General features: G+C 64.8%; 20 protein-coding genes. 16 read left to right on the top strand and 4 right to left on the bottom strand.

Features of this window, described 5'->3' with window-relative positions; all coding sequences use genetic code 11:
- Positions 1-81: 81 nt before the first annotated feature.
- From leuD to nadA, 11 genes are all read left to right on the top strand, one after another.
- Positions 82-711 carry a 3-isopropylmalate dehydratase small subunit gene (leuD, locus tag JWM94_RS01465; protein ID WP_299420322.1) on the top strand — a complete coding sequence of 210 codons (630 nt, stop codon included), beginning with the start codon at positions 82-84 and terminating at the stop codon, positions 709-711.
- Complete coding sequence (locus tag JWM94_RS01460) at positions 674-1,675, top strand: NADPH:quinone oxidoreductase family protein (protein ID WP_299420318.1); 1,002 nt, start codon at positions 674-676, stop codon at positions 1,673-1,675. Before leuD ends, JWM94_RS01460 begins: the two co-directional genes overlap by 38 nt.
- Before the next feature lie 66 nt (positions 1,676-1,741).
- Positions 1,742-2,065, top strand: a complete 324-nt coding sequence (locus tag JWM94_RS01455) for a DUF1476 domain-containing protein (protein WP_299420315.1) — start codon at positions 1,742-1,744, stop codon at positions 2,063-2,065.
- Positions 2,065-2,295 carry a BolA family transcriptional regulator gene (locus JWM94_RS01450; RefSeq protein WP_299420312.1) on the top strand — a complete coding sequence of 77 codons (231 nt, stop codon included), beginning with the start codon at positions 2,065-2,067 and terminating at the stop codon, positions 2,293-2,295. The genes JWM94_RS01455 and JWM94_RS01450 overlap by 1 nt, the downstream gene beginning before the upstream one ends.
- A 13-nt stretch (positions 2,296-2,308) precedes the next feature.
- Entirely contained in the window at positions 2,309-2,638 is a 330-nt protein-coding gene (gene grxD / locus JWM94_RS01445; protein ID WP_299420308.1) for a Grx4 family monothiol glutaredoxin, read from the top strand.
- A gap of 28 nt (positions 2,639-2,666) precedes the next feature.
- Positions 2,667-3,956: a glycosyltransferase gene (locus JWM94_RS01440; protein ID WP_299420304.1), complete on the top strand. Its 1,290-nt coding sequence runs from the start codon at positions 2,667-2,669 to the stop codon at positions 3,954-3,956.
- Between the two features lie 380 nt (positions 3,957-4,336).
- Positions 4,337-4,705, top strand: coding sequence for a BlaI/MecI/CopY family transcriptional regulator (locus JWM94_RS01435; RefSeq protein WP_299420300.1), 369 nt, complete (start codon positions 4,337-4,339; stop codon positions 4,703-4,705).
- Positions 4,702-6,303, top strand: coding sequence for a M56 family metallopeptidase (locus tag JWM94_RS01430; protein WP_299420296.1), 1,602 nt, complete (start codon positions 4,702-4,704; stop codon positions 6,301-6,303). The genes JWM94_RS01435 and JWM94_RS01430 overlap by 4 nt, the downstream gene beginning before the upstream one ends.
- Before the next feature lie 81 nt (positions 6,304-6,384).
- The gene (locus JWM94_RS01425; protein WP_299420292.1) at positions 6,385-7,242 is read left to right on the top strand and encodes an MBL fold metallo-hydrolase; all 858 of its coding nucleotides are present in this window, start codon (positions 6,385-6,387) and stop codon (positions 7,240-7,242) included.
- A 40-nt stretch (positions 7,243-7,282) separates the two neighbouring features.
- Entirely contained in the window at positions 7,283-8,071 is a 789-nt protein-coding gene (locus JWM94_RS01420; RefSeq protein ID WP_299420288.1) for a hypothetical protein, read from the top strand.
- Between the two features lie 39 nt (positions 8,072-8,110).
- On the top strand, positions 8,111-9,109 hold the full coding sequence (nadA, locus tag JWM94_RS01415) for a quinolinate synthase NadA (RefSeq protein WP_299420285.1): 999 nt from the start codon (positions 8,111-8,113) through the stop codon (positions 9,107-9,109).
- Positions 9,110-9,572: 463 nt separating this feature from the next.
- On the opposite strand, the gene JWM94_RS01410 is transcribed toward nadA, so the two are convergent.
- On the bottom strand, positions 9,573-10,340 hold the full coding sequence (locus tag JWM94_RS01410) for a polyphosphate kinase 2 (RefSeq protein WP_299420282.1): 768 nt from the start codon (positions 10,338-10,340) through the stop codon (positions 9,573-9,575).
- 74 nt (positions 10,341-10,414) lie between these two features.
- Between JWM94_RS01410 and JWM94_RS01405 the strand changes: the two genes are divergently transcribed.
- Together JWM94_RS01405 and JWM94_RS01400 are read left to right on the top strand one after the other, a co-directional pair.
- Positions 10,415-11,788, top strand: a complete 1,374-nt coding sequence (locus JWM94_RS01405; RefSeq protein ID WP_299420277.1) for a glycoside hydrolase family 47 protein — start codon at positions 10,415-10,417, stop codon at positions 11,786-11,788.
- An 11-nt stretch (positions 11,789-11,799) separates the two neighbouring features.
- On the top strand, positions 11,800-12,189 hold the full coding sequence (locus tag JWM94_RS01400) for a VOC family protein (RefSeq protein ID WP_299420274.1): 390 nt from the start codon (positions 11,800-11,802) through the stop codon (positions 12,187-12,189).
- Between the two features lie 16 nt (positions 12,190-12,205).
- Here the strand turns inward: JWM94_RS01400 and JWM94_RS01395 are convergent, their stop codons facing one another.
- The 3 genes from JWM94_RS01395 to JWM94_RS01385 form a co-directional block, all read right to left on the bottom strand.
- The gene (locus JWM94_RS01395; protein WP_299420271.1) at positions 12,206-12,823 is read right to left on the bottom strand and encodes an SHOCT domain-containing protein; all 618 of its coding nucleotides are present in this window, start codon (positions 12,821-12,823) and stop codon (positions 12,206-12,208) included.
- A gap of 81 nt (positions 12,824-12,904) precedes the next feature.
- Positions 12,905-14,674 carry a DUF885 domain-containing protein gene (locus tag JWM94_RS01390; protein ID WP_299420268.1) on the bottom strand — a complete coding sequence of 590 codons (1,770 nt, stop codon included), beginning with the start codon at positions 14,672-14,674 and terminating at the stop codon, positions 12,905-12,907.
- A gap of 31 nt (positions 14,675-14,705) precedes the next feature.
- Complete coding sequence (locus tag JWM94_RS01385) at positions 14,706-15,221, bottom strand: DUF1697 domain-containing protein (RefSeq protein ID WP_299420265.1); 516 nt, start codon at positions 15,219-15,221, stop codon at positions 14,706-14,708.
- A gap of 50 nt (positions 15,222-15,271) precedes the next feature.
- Between JWM94_RS01385 and nadC the strand changes: the two genes are divergently transcribed.
- The 3 genes from nadC to JWM94_RS01370 all read left to right on the top strand — a co-directional run.
- A complete protein-coding gene (nadC, locus tag JWM94_RS01380; protein WP_299420262.1) occupies positions 15,272-16,132 on the top strand; it encodes a carboxylating nicotinate-nucleotide diphosphorylase in 861 nt (286 codons plus the stop codon).
- A gap of 94 nt (positions 16,133-16,226) precedes the next feature.
- Entirely contained in the window at positions 16,227-16,550 is a 324-nt protein-coding gene (locus tag JWM94_RS01375) for a hypothetical protein (protein ID WP_299420258.1), read from the top strand.
- A gap of 58 nt (positions 16,551-16,608) precedes the next feature.
- On the top strand, positions 16,609-16,992 hold a 384-nt coding region (locus JWM94_RS01370; RefSeq protein ID WP_299420254.1), incomplete at its 3' end, for a hypothetical protein.

The raw sequence follows: 16,992 nt of genomic DNA, 5'->3' as shown, positions 1-16,992 counted from the left end.
GCTGGTGGTCGGTTCGATCCTGAGCGGCGTTGCCGCTTATGCCGCGATGGCGACGCCCGTGGCGGTCGACAGGACGACCAAATGACGCCGGTCCGTCGGGTCGAAGGGCGCGCTTATCCGTGGGGCGCCGAGAATATCGATACCGACGTCATCATCCCGGCGCATTGGCTCAAGACCATTTCGCGCGCCGGACTCGGCAAGGGCGCGTTCGAAACGGTGCGCGCACAGCCGAGCAACATCTTCGACGACGAACGATATGCCGGCAGCCCGATCCTGATCGCGGGCGACAATTTCGGTTGCGGATCGAGCCGCGAGCATGCCGCCTGGGCGCTCAAGGACATGGGCATCACCGCGGTGATCGCGCCGAGCTATTCGGACATCTTTTCGGGCAATGCGGTCAAGAACGGCATCGTCCCCGTTGTGCTGCCGCAGGACGCGATCGACCGGCTGATCGAGGTGGCCAAGACCGACGTGATCCATGTCGACCTCGAGACGATGACGGTCACCACGCCGTTTCAGGACCGCTTCGAATTCGCGCTCGATCCGTTTCGCCGGCAATGCCTGATGGAAGGGCTGGACGAGGTCGGGCTGACGCTGGCAAGGGATACCGCGATTTCGAAATACGAATCCGCGGTCGTTGAGCAGCGCCCGTGGCTCAGCCGGGAGAGACACGATGCGGGCTTTGCTGTCGAAGGAACCGGGCGGCCCTGATACGCTGGTGATGGACGAATTGCCCGATCCCGTCGCCGGGCCGGGTCAGGTCGTCGTCGCGGTCAAGGCGTGCAGCATCAACTATCCCGACGTGCTGATCATCGAGGATAAATACCAGATGAAGCCGCCGCGCCCGTTCGCGCCGGGCAGCGAAGTGTCGGGTGTGGTCGACAGCGTCGGCGAGGGCGTGACCGGGTTCAAGCCCGGTGACCGCGTGCTGTGCACGACCGGGTCGGGCGGGCTGGTCGAGAAGATCGCGGTGCCCGTGGCGAGCCTCTACCCGCTGCCCGAGGGGCGGAGCTTCGAGGAAGGCGCGTCGCTGATTCTGACATACGGCACGACGATCCACGCGTTGCTCGATCGCGGGCATTTGAAGGAAGGGCATAATCTGCTCGTGCTGGGCGCGGCGGGCGGGGTCGGGCTGGCGGCGGTCGAACTCGGCAAGGCGTTCGGCGCGCGCGTCGTCGCGGCGGTGTCATCGGAGGAGAAAGCCGCGGCGTGCCGCGAAGCGGGCGCGGACGAGACAATCGTCTATGGCCGCGCCCCGTTCGACAAGGACCAGTCCAAAGCACTGGCCGAGCAATTCAAGGCGGCGGGCGGCAAGACCGGGTATGACGTGATCTACGATCCGGTGGGCGGCGACTATGCCGAGCCCGCGCTGCGCTCGATCGGCTGGGAAGGGCGCTACCTCGTGGTCGGCTTCCCCGCCGGCATCCCGCGCCTGCCGCTCAACCTGACCTTGCTCAAGAGTTGTGACGTCTGCGGCGTGTTCTGGGGCGCCTTCGCGGCGCGCGATCCGAAGGCCAACGCGGCGCATATCGACCGCCTGTTCCGCTTGTGGAAGGACGGCAAGATCGCCCCGCGCGTCACCGAAATCTTTGCGTTCGAGGATGGCGGCAAGGCGATCGCCAAGATGGCCGCGCGCGGCGCGATCGGAAAACTGGTGGTGAAGGTGGCTGAGTAACAGCCCTTCCCATACCGCGCCGCCGACCCTATCTCCCAGACCGTAACAATCGGCCAGGGAGCGACCATGACCACCTTCGACGATCGCGAGCGCGCTTTCGAGACCAAGTTCGCACGCGACGAGGACATGGCGTTTCGCGTCATCGCACGGCGCAACAAATTGCTCGGCCAGTGGGCGGCAGGGCTGATGAAGCTGACCCCCGAGGAAACCGATGCCTATTCGCGCGCGGTCATCCACGCCGAGTTCGAGGAAGCCGGCGACGAGGATGTCGTGCGTAAGCTGCTCGGCGACCTGACCGCGGCGGGGGTCGAGGTCGACGACGCGATGGTGCGCAAGGCGATCGACGATCAGGCGGTCGAGGCGCGCCGCCAGTTGATGGAATTGAAGTAATGGCTATGGCCGCGGCCGATATCGAGGCGTTGATCGTTGCGGGTATTCCCGGCTCGCAAGTCGAAATCACCGATCTCGCCGGCGACGGCGACCATTATGCCGCGCGTGTGATCAGTGCATCTTTCGCAGGATTGCCACGGATCAGACAACATCAGGCGGTATATGCCGCATTAGGTGACCGTATGGGCGGGGTCTTGCACGCGCTGCAACTCACCACCGCCGCCGAGTAAAGGAGTTCTATCGATGACCGATTCGACCCACGACCGTATCGCCGGCATCGTCAACGGTGCCGACGTGATGCTGTTCATGAAGGGCAGCCCGCTATTTCCGCAATGCGGTTTCTCCAGCCGTGCGGTGGCAATCCTCAATCATCTGAACGTCGAGTTCGAGAGCACCGATGTGCTGCAGGACCAGGATGTGCGCCAGGGGATCAAGGCGTTCAGCGACTGGCCGACCATCCCACAATTGTATGTGAAGGGCGAATTCGTCGGCGGCTCCGACATCATGATGGAGATGTACGAGAGCGGCGAGCTGGCGCAACTGTTTGCCGACCAGGGCGTTACGGCGGCGTAATAGCCGGCGGTAAAGGGGCCCCTGTTCGATGCTGCTCAACGGAGATTTCCCGCGCAGGCCGGGCGATGCCGGGCCGCTGATCCTGTGCGACCTGACGCAAAGCTACGCGCCCTCGGGCGGCGGGGGGATCAGCACGTATCTGCGTGAGAAGCGCGACTACGTGCTGAACCACACGCCGCATCACTTGCTCCAGATCGTGCCCGGGCCCGAGGACAGGATCACCGTCAACGGCCGCCACATCTTCGCGGAAGTCGGCGCGAAGCCGGTGCATGGCAGCCCCAATTACCGCTTCATCCTGCGCACCGGCGTCGTCCGTGACATTTTGGCCAGATATCAGCCCGACGTGATCGAATCTTTGTGCCCATGGGTGCTGCCCTGGACCGCGATCAACCATCGCAAGGCCTTTCCCGAAACCGCGCTGATCGCCGGATACCGTACCGATTTTCCCAACGCGCACGTCTATCGCGTCGCCAAGGACAAATTCGGCGAGGCGATCGGCCGCAGTTTGCGCTGGCTGATCTATGGCTATGCCGAAATCACGTATCGCGAGTTCGACTGGGTCTACACGCTGAGCGAGGATGCGCGCGAAGCGCTTGGCGCGCGCAAGATAACGCGCACCGACGTGCTGCCGCTCGGCGTCGATACGAGCATGTTCTCGCCCGACAAGTGCGATCCGACCTACCGCAGCGAACTCGGCCTCGGCGGCAGAGGTCCGCTGCTGATCTATGCCGGTCGGATCGACAACGAGAAGCGCGCCGACCGGCTGATCGCGATGTTCAAGAAACTGCCTGCCGATCTTGACGCGGCGATGGTGATGATGGGCGACGGCAAGCTGATGGCGCGGCTCCAGGCCGAAGCCAAGGGGTTGCCCGTCGCATTTCCGGGGTTCGAGAAGGACCGTGCCGAACTCGCCCGCGCGCTGGCCTCGTCGGATCTCTACGTGTCGGCGATGGCCGACGAGACGTTCGGCATTTCGGTGCTCGAGGCGCAGGCGTGCGGCCTGCCGGTGGTGGGCGTGGCGTCCGGCGCGATGCCCGATCGCGTGCCGGCGGGGCTGGGGCTGCTCGGTCCGACCGACGATACGAAGGCGATGGCGGAGAACGTCGTCAGACTGTGGCGCGGCGATCATGACGCTGTCGGCGCCGCCGCGCGCGCGCATGTCGAGGACAATTTCAGCTGGCGGCGGACCTTCGATCACCTCTTCAACGACATTTATCCCCGCGCGATGACACATGCCGCTGCGCGAGCACGATCGGGTAAGGGCTGGCGCTATCGCGGCGACATGCCGATCGACGCGGTGCCGGTCGCCGCCGAATAATCGATTGGTGGGAAAAGCCGGGTGAGGGTGGACCGGCGCGAGATCGGGGGAAGCGCCGGTCCACCCTGCTGAAGCGGGAAACCGCTCGGGCATGGGATATAGTGCAGGGCGCGTGCCAAGTCAGGCCGATGGCAGATTTCCGCCAGAGACGATGGTTAATGCTCCCGGCATTCTCCCTCGACTTGTAAGTTTTTCCGACGTTTTATCATTCCGTCATGCTGAACTTGTTTCAGCATCCACCGCGCATCCACACTGTCCTGTCGATTGGCGCGGTGGACCCTGAAACAAGTTCAGGGTGACGGAATAGGATTAGGCATTCCGCCACTTGACTACACCCGTAATCGCTGCGATTACATCCGTAGTCAAAGCGGGAGCGAGTCGTGGCCGAACGAATCAGCGATGCCGAACATGCGGTGATGGAGGTACTGTGGGACCAAAGCCCGCTGAGCGCCCAGGACGTCGCAGAGCGCGTCCCCGCCGAGCGCGACTGGAGCGCGAATACCGTCAAGACGCTGCTCGGCCGCTTGCTCGCCAAGAACGTGATCGCACATGAAGAAGAGGGGCGGCGCTATCTCTATCGCCCGATCGTCGTGCGCGAGGATTATGTCGCGGGTGAATCGCAGCGGCTGATCGACCGGCTGTTCGGCGGCAAGCTCACGCCGCTCGTCGCGCACCTCGCCGAACGCGATCAGCTGACCGCGCAGGACATCGCCGAGATCGAGGCGCTGCTGAAGGATCTCAAGTCGTGATCGGCTGGGGGATCGAGGCGCTGATCGCCTCTGCCGTGCTGATGGCGGTCGTGCTGCTCATCCGCGGGCCCGTCCGCCGCGCCTTCGGGCCCGGGATCGCCTATGCGTTATGGGCGCTTCCCGCGATCCGGCTGGTGCTGCCACCCTTGCCGCAGCTCCCCGCGTGGCGCGACACCGCCGCGCCGGCGCTGGCGCAACGCGCGAGCGAAACGCTGACCGTTTACGTGATCGAGCCGCTCGGAGGCTCGGCCGCCGCGCCCACATCCCTGTTTCCTTCGCTCGGCTTACCCTTGGCCGTGTTGTGGGGCGCGGGCGCGGCGGTATTCCTGGGCTGGCACGCGGTCAGTCACTGGCGCTTCTGCCGGCGGATGATCGCGGGCAGCACGCTCACCGAACGGACCGGCGCGGTCGACGTGATCGAGACCGACGCCGCGTCGGGGCCGCTCGCGTTCGGCATCTTCCGCCGCTACGTCGCCTTCCCGCGCGATTTCGCCGAACGCTACGACGCCGACGAGCGCGAACTCGCGCTGCTTCACGAACTTGGCCACCACCAGCGCGGCGACCTGGTCGCCAATTGGATCGCGCTCGGCGTGCTCGCCTTGCACTGGTTCAACCCGCTCGCCTGGCGCGCCTTCCGGGCGTTCCGCAGCGATCAGGAAATGGCCAACGATGCACGTGTTCTGGCCGGCCGCTCGGCGATCGACCGCCACACCTATGCCTGTGCCATCGTCAAGGCGGCGCATGGCGGCGCGGTGTCGGCGGCGTGCCACCTTCACACCATCAATGACCTGAAAGGACGATTGAGGATGCTTACCACCGGGCCGCGTTCGCGGCTTCGCCTTGCTCTGGGCGGCACCGCCGTCGCCGCGCTGATGATCGGCGGACTGACCGCCACCGCCAGCGGCACCACCGCCGCCGCCAGCGTCCGCGCCGGCGTCGAGAAAGCTACCGGGATCGACATCGCGACGATCGACCTGAAGTTACAGACCGCACCGCCGGCGCCGCCAGCGATGCCCGAGGGTAGCGACTTGCCGCCGCCGCCCGCGCCGCCCGCTGGTGCCATCCCGCGCGAGCCTGGCACGACCGTCGTGACGACCGCTGATGGCAAGACGAAGGTGACGAAGGTCAAGATTCTGATCCGCGACAAGGACGGCACGGTGCGCGACGCGACACCCGAGGATATGCCCGATGTGCCCGCGATCAGGACCTATCGCGTCGACCGCGTCATCACGATGAACAAGGACGGCAAGCGGACGATGGAGAATTTCGTCGGCGAGCCGCCACAAGTCACCGAAGTCAATTGCGGCGGTGACGGTCCGGGCCGCAACATGGTCGAGAACACCACCAAGGCCGGCAAGCGCGTGATCGTGATCTGCAAGGATCGCATCGAGCGGATGGCGAGCCGTGCGGCGGATCAGGCCGGCAAGTCGAAGGACATCGAACGCATGGCCTACGGCCACGCGCTGGAGGGGCTGCGCCGCGCGCGCGAGAATATCGCCCGCAACAATTCGATGTCGGCCGATGGTCGCCGCGAAGCGCTCGAAGGGATCGACGAATCGATCAAGGAACTCGAATCGGATATCGCCAAGGCCGATTGAGCCGGGAGGGGGAGGGGCGGCGCCGGTCACGCGCCGTCCCGGACCCTTGCCAAGCCGCCGCCGCCGCGCCATTTCGCCGGCATGGATGAGCAACAGCCCGGCGTGCCGCAGGTCCTCGAACCTTTGGTGACGCGGGTGCTGGCGGACAATCCTTCGCCCTTCACGCATACCGGTACGCAGACGCACCTGGTCGGGACGACCGACCTGGCGGTGATCGATCCCGGTCCTGATGATCCAACGCATATCGCGGCGCTGATCCGGGCGATCGACGGTCGCCCGGTCACCGCCATCGTCATCACCCACACGCATCGCGACCACAGCCCCGGCGCCGCGCCGCTCAAGGTTGTGACCGGCGCCCCGATCGTCGGCTGCGCGCGCCTCGCGCTCGACGATCTCGGCCCGCGCGCCGATGCCAGTTTCGATAAGGATTACGCCCCCGACCGTGTGCTGGCCGAGGGCGAGAGCGTGTCGGGCAAGGGATGGACGCTGACCGCGCTGGCGACACCCGGCCACACCAGCAATCACCTCGCTTTCGCGCTGCCGGAGACGAAGGCGCTGTTCACCGGCGATCACGTGATGGGCTGGTCGACCACGATCGTCTCGCCGCCCGACGGCGACATGGCGGCCTATATGGCGAGCCTCGCCAAGCTCCAGGACCGCGACGACCGCATCTATTACCCGGCACACGGCGACCCGGTCGACAAGCCGCAGCGGCTGGTCCGCGGGCTGATCGGACACCGCAGGCAACGCGAGGGGCAGATAATGCGCCTGCTCGACACCGCGCCGCAGAGCATCCCCGATATGGTCGCGCGGATGTACGCGGGGATCGACCCACGCCTGTTTCCCGCCGCCGAGCGATCGGTGCTTGCGCATCTCTATGATCTGCGCACACGCGAGCTGGTGAGCGAGGACGGCGAGGTCTGGCGGCGCGCGGCTTGATTTGATATTCCCCGGCGGGATTTTCCGGGGGGATGGCGCAATGGCAACGATCACCGCACCGTACGTTGAGCCAGCGCGCGATGACAATTTCTTCCTGAAGATGGCCGTCGTGATGGCGCTGACCATCGTCGCCGGCTTCTCGCTGCAACTCGCGGCGGGCCGGTCGAGCTTCGGCTCCCCGCCTTTGGTCCACGCCCATGCCATCGTCTTCATGGGGTGGTGGGTGATCTATTTGCTCCAGAACATCTTCGTCACGCGCGGCACGATGTCGCTCCACCGCACGCTCGGCTGGATCGCCGCGGGGTGGATGGTGCTGATGGTCGGGCTCGGCTGTGCTGTGACGGTCGCGATGGTGCGCGCGGGGCATGTGCCGTTCTTCTTCCGGCCACTCCAGTTCCTGATCTTCGATCCGATGACGGTGTTCTCCTTCGCCGGGTTGACGACCGCGGCGATCGTGATGCGAAAGCGCACCGAATGGCATCGCCGGCTGCATTATTGCGGGATGTCGCTGCTGCTCGGGCCGGCGTTCGGGCGATTGCTGCCGATGCCGTTGCTCTCCCCCTGGGCCTACGAAGCGACCTTTGTCGCGATCATGATCTTTCCGGTCATCGGTATCGTCGCCGATATTCGCCGCACCGGGAAGGCGCACCCGGCCTGGGCGCGGGGCATCGCGGTGATCGTCGCCTCGCTGATCGTGACCGAGGCGGTGACCTACAGCCCGGTCGGCACCGCGATCTACGGCGCGGTCACGGCGGGTTCGCCGGGCGCCAACATCGCCCCGCTCGATTTCGCGCCGCCGCCCGTCGGCCCGCAGGTGACAGGGCGCTAGCCGCTTGATCGCAACCGGTCGCGGGGCCATGTCCGTGTCATGGAACAGCACCCGCACCTGAAAGGCCTGGACCTCCGCGCGGAGATCGACCGGCTGCGCAAAGAGCGCAACGCCGTCATCCTCGCGCATTATTACCAGAAGCCCGAAATCCAGGACATTGCCGATTTCGTCGGCGACAGCCTCGATTTGTCCAAAAAGGCGCAGGCGACCGACGCCGAGGTGATCGCGTTCTGCGGGGTCAAGTTCATGGCGGAGACTGCCAAGATCCTGTCGCCCGACAAGGTCGTCGTGCTGCCCGACATGAACGCCGGCTGCTCGCTCGAGGACAGCTGCCCGCCCGATCAGTTCGCGGCGTTCCGCGCGCAGCATCCCGATGCGATCGCGCTGACCTACATCAACTGCTCGACCGAGGTGAAGGCGCTCAGCGACGTGATCGTCACCAGTTCGTCGGCGGAGAAGATTCTGAGCCAGATCCCCAAGGACCAGCAGATCATCTTCGGCCCCGACAAGAATCTCGGCGGGTATCTCTCACGCAAGACCGGGCGCGAGATGCTGCTGTGGCCCGGCGTGTGCATCGTGCACGAGGCGTTCAGCGAGACCGAGTTGCTCAAGCTTCAGCTACAGCACCCCGGCGCGCCGATCGCCGCGCACCCCGAATGCCCGCCCTACATCCTCGACCATGCCGATTATGTCGGGTCGACCAGCGGCATCCTGGCGTTTGCGCGCGACATGCCCGGCGACACTTTGATCGTCGCGACCGAACCGCACATCATCCACCAGATGGAAAAGGCCGCGCCCGACAAGCATTTCATCGGCGCGCCGGGGGCTGACGGCAACTGCAACTGCAACATCTGCCCGTACATGGCGCTCAACACGATGCAGAAATTGTACGTCGCGCTGCGCGACCTCGAGCCGCGGATCGAGATCGAGGAAGGGTTGCGGCTGAAGGCGAAGAAGAGCCTCGACGCGATGCTCGCGATGGCGAGCGGGACGGTGGGGATGGGGGATTTGGGGCCGGTCAGGGTGACGGGGGATTAAAAAACCTATGCGGGGGCAATCAATGTCAAAGACGTTTGGCCCAGCCAACTGACCATTTTTCAAGCGAAGCTAGACGACGTTTTTGAAGATTTAGTTCGTGTCAGCTTTGATCACCGGCCGTTTGCCAAGAGCGGACGCATTGTCATCGTTTGTCATGGAACGAAACGGTTGCGGGCTGTGGCGCGAGGGGCACCAAAAAACAACAAAGACTCGATATGGCTAGATTCTAGATCGCGCGAAAAGCTTGGCGTCCCATCATCAGGCACAGCGGAGTTTTTCTTTGAAAAAGCAAGCTGGTGGGATGAATTTTTGTGGGCATGGAACGCCACTGACGCGATGCCGAGGGTGGCTGCCCGCCTCGGTCTGGTGTCGCTGATATTGGGCGTCATCGGCCTTGTTCTCGGAGCCGTTTCTCTTGCGATTTCGCTCTGGCCCAGCACTTGGCAAATGCAGCCCCCAGCTATTACTTCTCCAGCCGCCCGTCCTTCAACGCAGCCTTCTCGTACACAAAAAGCACTTCCGCATCCGGCTCCGGCACGGTCTTCGCCACCTCATCTGGCGCCAGCGCCCTGAGCACATACCGCAGCACCGCCTTGTGCGCCTTCTTCTTGTGGTCCGCCTTCACGCAGATCCACGGCGCGACATCGATGTGCGTCGCGGTCAGCATCGTATCCCGCGCCTTGGTGTAATCGTCCCATTTGTCCTGCGCGACGGCGTCGAGCGGCGAGCGTTTGAGCGCCTTGAGCGGGTTGCTCGCGCGGTCGTCGAGGCGTTCCTTCTGCTCGGCCTTGTCGATATCGAGCCACAATTTGACCAGCTTGATCCCGCTTTCGACCAGCATCGCCTCGAACCGCGGCACGTCCTTGAGGAACTGCGCCTGTTCGGCCGGGGTCGAGAAGCCGTTGACCACCTCTACGCCTGCCCGGTTGTACCAGCTGCGGTTGAAGATCACGAGCTCGCCCGCCGCGGGCAGATGCGCGATGTAACGTTGCAGATACCATTGCGATTTCTCGCAATCGCTGGGCTTGGGCAGCGCGACGACGCGGGTCGAGCGTAACGAGAGGTGCTCGGTCAGCACCTTGATCGTCCCATCCTTGCCCGCCGCATCGCGCCCCTCGAGCACGATGACCGAGCGCTCGCCGGTCTGCGCCTGCGCAAGCCGCATCTGCACCAGTGCAAGCTGGAGATCGTCGCCGCCGTCCATGTCACCCGATTTGTTCTTCTTCGCCATCGCCGCCTCCGCTTGTGGGTGGGAGTGTCCGCTATTCGCTGGCACTCGGCAACCGGCGCGATAGGATGAATGGCATGAACAAGCTCCCCTTGTCCCGGCGTGAGACGGCGCTGGCGCTTGGTGCGCTGGCGGCAAGTCCGGCGCTGGCGAAATCCACGCGCATCGACTGGCGTGCGCTGGCCGCCGACGTGAAGGCCGAGATGAAGTGGGCGTGGAGCCAGTATCGCGAGCGCGCCTGGGGCAAGGACGATTTCCTGCCGGTGAGCGGCGGTAACAAGAGCTTTCCGCTCAAGAGCAGCCACCTCGGGCTGTCGCTGATCGAGGCGATGGACACGTTGTGGGTGATGGGGCTCGATGCCGAATTCGCCGACGCGCTGGCGTGGGTGAAGGCCAATGCGGTCTTCGACGTCGATGGCGAAGTGTCGGTGTTCGAGACCGATATCCGGCTGGTCGGCGGGTTGCTGTCGGCACATCACGCCTGCGGCGACCCGGTGTTGCTGGCGAAGGCGCGCGATCTCGCCGACCGTTTGCTCCCGGCGTTCGATACGCCCACGGGCATGCCGTATCGCTACATCAACCTCCGGACGAAGGCCGTGCGCGATCCGGCGACCAACCCGGCGGAGACCGGCACGCACATCGCCGAGCTGGGGACGCTGTCGAAGCTGACCGGCAACCGCAAGTATTACGACGCCGCCAAGCGCGCGCTGACCGCGATGTTCGAGCGGCGCAGCAAAATCGGGCTGCTCGCCGACAAGATCGACGTGCGGACCGGCGACTGGCTCAGCCGCCGCGCGACAATCGGCCCGCCGTCGGACAGTTTCTATGAATATTGCTGGGACGGCTGGCAGCTGTTTGGCGATGCCGGGTGCAAGGCGATGTACGACACGCTGACCGCAGCAATCGTGCAGCATCAGGTGCAGCATGCGGGCGGGCATGTGTGGTTCGTCGACGTCGATTTCGAAACCGGCAAGACGCTGTCAACCGAGCAGGACGAGCTCGCGAGCTTCTATGGCGGGTTGCTCGCGCAGGGCGGGGCGGAGGCGACCGGCGCCGCCTATACGCGCGCCTGGGCACGTGTGCAGGCCAAGTACGGCATCCTGCCCGAAGGCTATGACTATGCGACGGGCAAGCCGACCTATTTGACCAATTCGCTGCGCCCCGAGCTTGCCGACGCCGCCTTCAACCATTGGCTGCTCGACGGCCGCGACGAATGGCGGATGCTGGGCCGTACGCACTATCTCAACATGAAACGCTGGAACCGCACCAAATACGGCTACACCGACCTCGCCGACGTAGTGACCAAGCGCCAGGCCGATCATTGTCCGGGCTATTGGTGGTCGGAGCAGATGAAGTATTATTACCTGCTGTTCAGCGACACGCCGCGGTTCGACTATAAGCGGAATTACCTGTCGACCGAGGGCAACGTGCTGCTCGGGTTCAAACGTTGAGGGAGGACGCGATGCAGATTCCGCCGGGCTTCACGACGGTGTTTCCGTACATTTTCGCGAAGGACGCCCACGCCTATATCGATTTCCTGCGCGACGGGCTCGGCGGAGAGGTCAGCGGCGTCCACGACAATCCTGACGGCTCCGTCGCCAACGGCCAGATCCGCTTCAACGACACGACGGTGATGGTCAGCGAGGCGACCGGCGACAATCCGGTCAGCCAGGCGACCTATTACATCTACGTCACCGATGCCGACGCTGCGATGGCGCAAGCGGTCGCGGCGGGCGGTGTCCAGCTGATGGAGGTTGGCGACCGCCCCTATGGCGACCGCCAAGGCGGGCTGCGCGACCCGCAAGGCAACATCTGGTGGATTTCGCAGCGGCTGGAAGAAGGGGCGTATTGAGCAAACGGGTGCGAGGTTAAAGCCCCGACAGGATTTCCGCCTTTTTCGCCTCGAAATCGGCGTCGCTGATCAGACCGCCGTCGTGGAGTTGCTTGAGCGCGGCAAGCCGGGCCGCTGGCGTGTCGTCCGGCTGCGAGTCGATCGTCACGTTGTGAACCGTGACATTGCCTTGCTGCATGGCTGCCGCGACCATGCCCATCACGCCCTGAAGATCGGGCGGGACGTCGCCTTCGGTCGTCGTAAAAGTGCCGACATCGAACGAAGCGGGGCGCGCCTCGGCGTTGCGGCGCATACGCGGCGCCGCGAAGATCAGCAGGCCGACGAAGAACAACGCCGAATAGAGCGGAAAGGCGATCGCGATCCCGTCGAAGGTGATGTCGTCGCGCGTTTCGTTCTTGCCCTCTCCGGTGACGCAGATGATGTGGCGGTGCACGCCGCTCCCGCCCGACGGCGTGGTGTAATAGTCCGATCCGTCGATCACCGTGCCCGAACAGAACGCGCCGGCCGCCCAGCTGGTGACCGGCGCCGACATCGTGGTGCCGATCCCTGCAACGAAGAAGCCGAGGCCGAGGCTGAGCGGCAGGAACAACCCCAGCGCCGTCCGCCACGGACGGTAGGACGAAGTGGCTGGCATCGCTGTTCCCCCCGCGCCGCGGCGACGCAGGGATTAACCTAGAGCAAGAGAGGCAGGCGAGCAATCAAGCGCGGCGGCTGCTTACTCGATCGGCAGCCCGAACATCAGCTCTCGCGCGAACCGCGCGGGCGGCGACCCGTGCGCGAGTACCGCATCGTTATATTTCTTGAGGTCGAACTTCGCGCCCCAGCGACGTTTCGCCTCCTCGCGCATCGCCATATGCTCCTCGTAGCCTGAGAAATAGCTGAGCAATTGCGTCGAGGAGAGGCTCGCGCGGACCCATTTGCCCGCCGCCTCGCGCTCCTGCTGAAACGCGCCCTTCATCATCAGGTCCATCGCCTGGTCGCGGGTCATTCCCTCGGTCTGAATGCCGATATCGAGCAACGTGTTGGTGATCGATCGCAACCGCATCTTGAGCACGGTCAGCTTGAACAGCGGATCGCCGCCCAGATAATCCTGATCGGCCATCATCCCCTCGGCATAGACCGCCCAGCCCTCGACGAACGGCCCCGACGACAGCACCGCGCGGAGTACCGATTTGTCGCGGTTCGACAGGTCGATCTGCAGCCAGTGCCCCGGCATCGCCTCGTGGATGCTGAGGTCGTGGATCATGTAGCTGTTATATTCGCGCAGGAAGCTGGTCGCCTGCGCGTCGGTCCAGTCGTCGGGGATGGGGGAGATCGCGTAGAATGTGTCCTGGCCCTTATCGAGCGGGCCGGGGCTGTCGCAATACGCCACCGCATTGCCCTGCTGGAACTTGGGCATGGTGATGATCTTGACCGGCGCGTTGGGCATCGTGACGAGGTTCTTCGCGCGGACGAAATCGCTCGCGCTGGCGAGCGTCGCCTTGGCCGCGTCCATCAGTCCGGCGCGGTCGGGGCGCTTGGCGTAGGTGAGATCGAGCGCGGCCTCGATCGCCTTTTGCTGCTCCGCGCGGGTCGGATTGGCGGGGAGGGGGCTGGGCAGCACCTTGCCCGCGAGCGCGTACATCTCGGCGCGGGTTGCGGCGGCGGCGGCGGTCGCCTTGGCCTTCAATTCGGCGCGCGTGATGTCGGAGACCAGCGCGAACTTCATCTTCTGGTCGTAGAGCTTGGCGCCGAGCCGGAAATCGCCCTTGGCGGCCGGAACGAGAGTCTTGTCGAGCCAAGTCTGCTGGTCGGCGACTGCTGTCTTGAGCCGAGCGAGCGCAGCGTCGAAGCGCGCGCGATCAGCGCCCGTCAATTCGCCCGCATGCGGCGCGAGCATGCCCTCGGCGATTTCGGCGATACCGCTATTCTGTTTGGAAACGGTGGTGGCGTAGATCGCGGGCACCTTGGCCGCGATCAATTGGCGCCGGCTTTCGAGCAGGAACGCAGGCAGCGTCTCCATCCGCGCGGTCGCCGCCCTGAGCCGCTGCGGCCACGGCGCGAAATCGCGGGCCGCCAGCGTGTAGAGCGCGCCCGCCGCGGCATCGTTGTAACTCTGCGTGTTCCACGACCAGCTCTTGAGTGTCGTAAGATCCCACAGATCGTAGTCGAGCGCATTCTTGAGCAGCAGGTAATCGACTTGATTGTCGCGGCTCAGCGCCTTGAAATCGAGTGTACGCAGATTGCCGAGCATCGCCTGATCGAACGCGATCTGGTTGCCGCGCCCGCGCGCGGTGATGTCGGGGAGCTTGTCGTCGAAACGATGATCGCCGAGTTGCGTGCCGTACCCGGGCTGAAAGCGTGCGATACTGTCGATGTACCGCTTCGACAGGCTCGAGAATTGCGCGTCGGCGCTGACCTTCTTCACCGCCGCCGGTGTGGCGGCCGGGACGGTCGCGCCCAGCGTGGCCGTGGCGGCGAGCAGCAGAATGAACGTGCGGCGCATGATCGATCCCCTCTATTTTATCGGGAGGCTTCTAGAGCGCGGCGGCCATCTCCGCCAGCTTGGCGACGGTGTTCATGTTGCGCGCCGTCCCGGCCTTGGCGGCGGGGATGACGAGCTTCGACTGGCCCATGCCGTGGTCGGTGTAGCGGACGTAGATTTCGCGCCTGCCCAGCGCCATCTCCTCGCCATCGATGTGCCTGGCGTGGTCGAGCGCGTCCTTCGCTGGCGCGGCGCCGAGCAGGATCGCGACGACTCGGTTGCCGGGTGCATCGGCGAACGGATTAGCCTTCGCCACCGCTGCCATCTCCGCCGCGGTTCGCACCATCACGCCGACCGGCTTCCCCGCATAGGCCGCCATCGCCGTTTCGAGCGCGGACTTTACCGCCTTCTCGCTTTTGGCGCTGGTGAAGACGACGTTGCCGCTGGCGATATAGGTTTTCACCCGTTCGAATCCCGCCTTCTCGCACATCGCGGCGAGCTCGGTCATCGGCAGCTTGCCGGTCCCGCCGACATTCACGGCGCGGAGCAGGGCGACATAGGCGGTCATCGGCCGATTCCCCGTGGTGACGATTGGCGGATCATGGCAGAGACCGGCCGATGACCAAAACAGCTTTCGACCTGCCCGGATTCGATCTCGACGCGTTCGTTGCCGCAACCCTGGCCGAGGATCTGGGGGTCGGCGGCGACATTACCTCGGCAGCGGTCATCCCCGCCGACGCGCGCTTCACCGGCGTGATGGACAGCCGCGATGCGATCGTCGTGGCGGGGTTGCCGATCGCCGAGGCCTTCTTTCGCGCGCTCGATCCGGCGGTGGAGATCGAGACGCTCGTTGCCGATGGCGCGCGGGCAGCGGCCGGGACCGACCTGATGCGGATCGCGGGCAAAGCGTGCGCGCTGCTCACCGCGGAACGCTCGGCGCTCAACACCGTCCAGCATCTGTCGGGTATCGCGACGATGACTCGCGCCTATGTCGATCGCATCGCGGGGACCGGCGCGACCTTGCTCGACACGCGCAAGACGATACCGGGCCTGCGCGTGCTCGAAAAATACGCGACGCGGATGGGCGGCGCGACCAACCACCGCATGGGGTTGTGGGACGCGGCGATGATCAAGGACAATCACGTCGCCGTCGCCGGATCGGTCAGCGAGGCGGTCAAGCGCGCGAAGGACGCCGGGATTGAGCGGATCATCGTCGAGGTCGATCGCATCGACCAGATCGAACCCGCGCTGGCGGCTGGCGCGACGCACCTGCTGCTCGACAATATGAACGTGCCGACCCTGCGCGGCGCGGTGACGCTGGTCGGCGGGCGCGTGCCGACCGAGGCATCGGGCGGCGTCACGCTCGACACGATCCGGGCGATTGCGGAGGCCGGTGTGACGTATGTCAGCGTAGGCAGACTTACCCAGTCGGCGCCGGCGGCCGATATCGGGCTGGATTTCGCGGTGCAGGCAGCATGAGCCGCCGCCCGGCAGCGATTATCTGGTGTGAGTGGTTGGTCCTGATCGCGCTGGTGATGCGGGCAGGCACGGCCGTTTGGGCGTCAGAATTGCCATGGTCGATGCGCGGACCGCGCCCGGCGTTGGGTTGGTAACACTCGTCGCCGGCATTATTGCGCCGGCAGCCTTGGCGTTTTGGGCTACGCGGCGCGCCAATCGAGCGGCGGTGTGGTTCTTCAGCATCTGTGTCGCTTTGCTAGCGGTGGGTTTCGGCGTGTCGTTCGCGCTTCAGCGGATAAGATTTGGCCCGGTTTCGTCGATTTCCCTGGTCATCCTGCTGTTTAATAGCGCCGCTGCGCTCCTGTTGTTCACGCGCGCAGCCCGGCGTTGGCTGCGTGGCGAGCGGACAGCCGCCGAGATCGCTGAGGAATTTTCATAGCGGCTTTACAATCTGTGCCTTTGCCCGACACAATAACGTAAATGGTCAAGGGGATGACATGACGCGGCCGGTATCGATTCGACGATTCGAACTTTGCTATCTGGGGTCGGTGTTGCTCGGTGTGGCGGCGATCGCGGTATCTTGGGGTGCCAATGCGAACACCGACGAAGTGAAGCAGATACGGGCAGTGTTCGGCGCGTCGTTTCTGCCCGTATTCTATGTTTTCATCTATACGCTGTCGCTCGCTCTTTGGTACTTCACCGCACGTATGCCGAATATCGTCGCCAAGTGGATCGTCGTCGGGTGGTTCTGCTTGTCATTGATCGGGGTCGTGATGAGCTTGGCTGGCGGACAAATACCGACGGACTGGCCGAGCCTATTGTCGATCGCGGCGATTGTGCTGAACGCAATTGCCGTGTGGATGCTGTTCCGGCCCGACGCG

It is taken from the genome of Sphingomonas bacterium (assembly GCF_028289855.1).
Lineage (GTDB): Bacteria > Pseudomonadota > Alphaproteobacteria > Sphingomonadales > Sphingomonadaceae > Sphingomonas.
Note: the sequence above shows the minus strand (reverse complement) of the source record. Positions and strands in the feature narration are given on the sequence as shown.

Excerpts from the sequence above, each read along its gene's own strand:
- leuD (WP_299420322.1), top strand. The coding sequence starts at position 82 with ATGACGCCGGTCCGTCGGGTCGAAGGGCGCGCTTATCCGTGGGGCGCC.
- JWM94_RS01460 (WP_299420318.1), top strand. The coding sequence starts at position 674 with ATGCGGGCTTTGCTGTCGAAGGAACCGGGCGGCCCTGATACGCTGGTG.
- JWM94_RS01455 (WP_299420315.1), top strand. The coding sequence starts at position 1,742 with ATGACCACCTTCGACGATCGCGAGCGCGCTTTCGAGACCAAGTTCGCA.
- JWM94_RS01450 (WP_299420312.1), top strand. The coding sequence starts at position 2,065 with ATGGCTATGGCCGCGGCCGATATCGAGGCGTTGATCGTTGCGGGTATT.
- grxD (WP_299420308.1), top strand. The coding sequence starts at position 2,309 with ATGACCGATTCGACCCACGACCGTATCGCCGGCATCGTCAACGGTGCC.
- JWM94_RS01440 (WP_299420304.1), top strand. The coding sequence starts at position 2,667 with ATGCTGCTCAACGGAGATTTCCCGCGCAGGCCGGGCGATGCCGGGCCG.
- JWM94_RS01425 (WP_299420292.1), top strand. The coding sequence starts at position 6,385 with ATGGATGAGCAACAGCCCGGCGTGCCGCAGGTCCTCGAACCTTTGGTG.
- JWM94_RS01420 (WP_299420288.1), top strand. The coding sequence starts at position 7,283 with ATGGCAACGATCACCGCACCGTACGTTGAGCCAGCGCGCGATGACAAT.
- nadA (WP_299420285.1), top strand. The coding sequence starts at position 8,111 with ATGGAACAGCACCCGCACCTGAAAGGCCTGGACCTCCGCGCGGAGATC.
- JWM94_RS01410 (WP_299420282.1), bottom strand. The coding sequence starts at position 10,340 with ATGGCGAAGAAGAACAAATCGGGTGACATGGACGGCGGCGACGATCTC.
- JWM94_RS01405 (WP_299420277.1), top strand. The coding sequence starts at position 10,415 with ATGAACAAGCTCCCCTTGTCCCGGCGTGAGACGGCGCTGGCGCTTGGT.
- JWM94_RS01400 (WP_299420274.1), top strand. The coding sequence starts at position 11,800 with ATGCAGATTCCGCCGGGCTTCACGACGGTGTTTCCGTACATTTTCGCG.
- JWM94_RS01395 (WP_299420271.1), bottom strand. The coding sequence starts at position 12,823 with ATGCCAGCCACTTCGTCCTACCGTCCGTGGCGGACGGCGCTGGGGTTG.
- JWM94_RS01390 (WP_299420268.1), bottom strand. The coding sequence starts at position 14,674 with ATGCGCCGCACGTTCATTCTGCTGCTCGCCGCCACGGCCACGCTGGGC.
- JWM94_RS01385 (WP_299420265.1), bottom strand. The coding sequence starts at position 15,221 with ATGACCGCCTATGTCGCCCTGCTCCGCGCCGTGAATGTCGGCGGGACC.
- nadC (WP_299420262.1), top strand. The coding sequence starts at position 15,272 with ATGACCAAAACAGCTTTCGACCTGCCCGGATTCGATCTCGACGCGTTC.
- JWM94_RS01375 (WP_299420258.1), top strand. The coding sequence starts at position 16,227 with ATGGTCGATGCGCGGACCGCGCCCGGCGTTGGGTTGGTAACACTCGTC.